At 69.0% G+C, this 451-nt stretch carries 1 pseudogene; it reads right to left on the bottom strand.

The annotated features are described in order from the left end of the window. A pseudogene (locus GVL50_RS28500) lies at positions 1-451 on the bottom strand (excinuclease ABC subunit B); the annotation flags it as partial.

A 451-nucleotide genomic window follows, 5' to 3' on the forward strand; every position in this document is an offset into this window, starting at 1 on the left:
GGTGAGCTGCTCGGCCATGCGCTTGGTGAGCGTGGTGATCAGCACGCGCTCGTTGCGCTCCACGCGCGTGCGGATCTCCTGCAGCACATCGTCCACCTGGTGCGTGGCGGGGCGCACCTCGACGATCGGGTCCACCAGGCCAGTGGGCCGCACCACCTGGTCCACCACCTTGCTCGAATGCGTCTTCTCGTAGTCGGCCGGCGTGGCCGAGACGAACACGACCTGCCGCATGCGGCGCTCGAACTCCTCGAACTTGAGCGGGCGGTTGTCGAGCGCGGACGGCAGGCGGAAGCCGTATTCGACCAGGGTGGTCTTGCGCGCACGGTCGCCGTTGTACATGGCCGCGAGCTGGCCGATCATCTGGTGGCTCTCGTCGAGGAACATCAGCGCGTCGGGCGGCAGGTAGTCGGTCAGCGTGGCGGGCGGCTGGCCCGGCGCAGCACCGGAGAGG

It is taken from the genome of Pseudomonas sp. 18058 (genome assembly GCF_902706155.1).
Taxonomy (GTDB): domain Bacteria; phylum Pseudomonadota; class Gammaproteobacteria; order Pseudomonadales; family Pseudomonadaceae; genus Aquipseudomonas; species Aquipseudomonas rustica.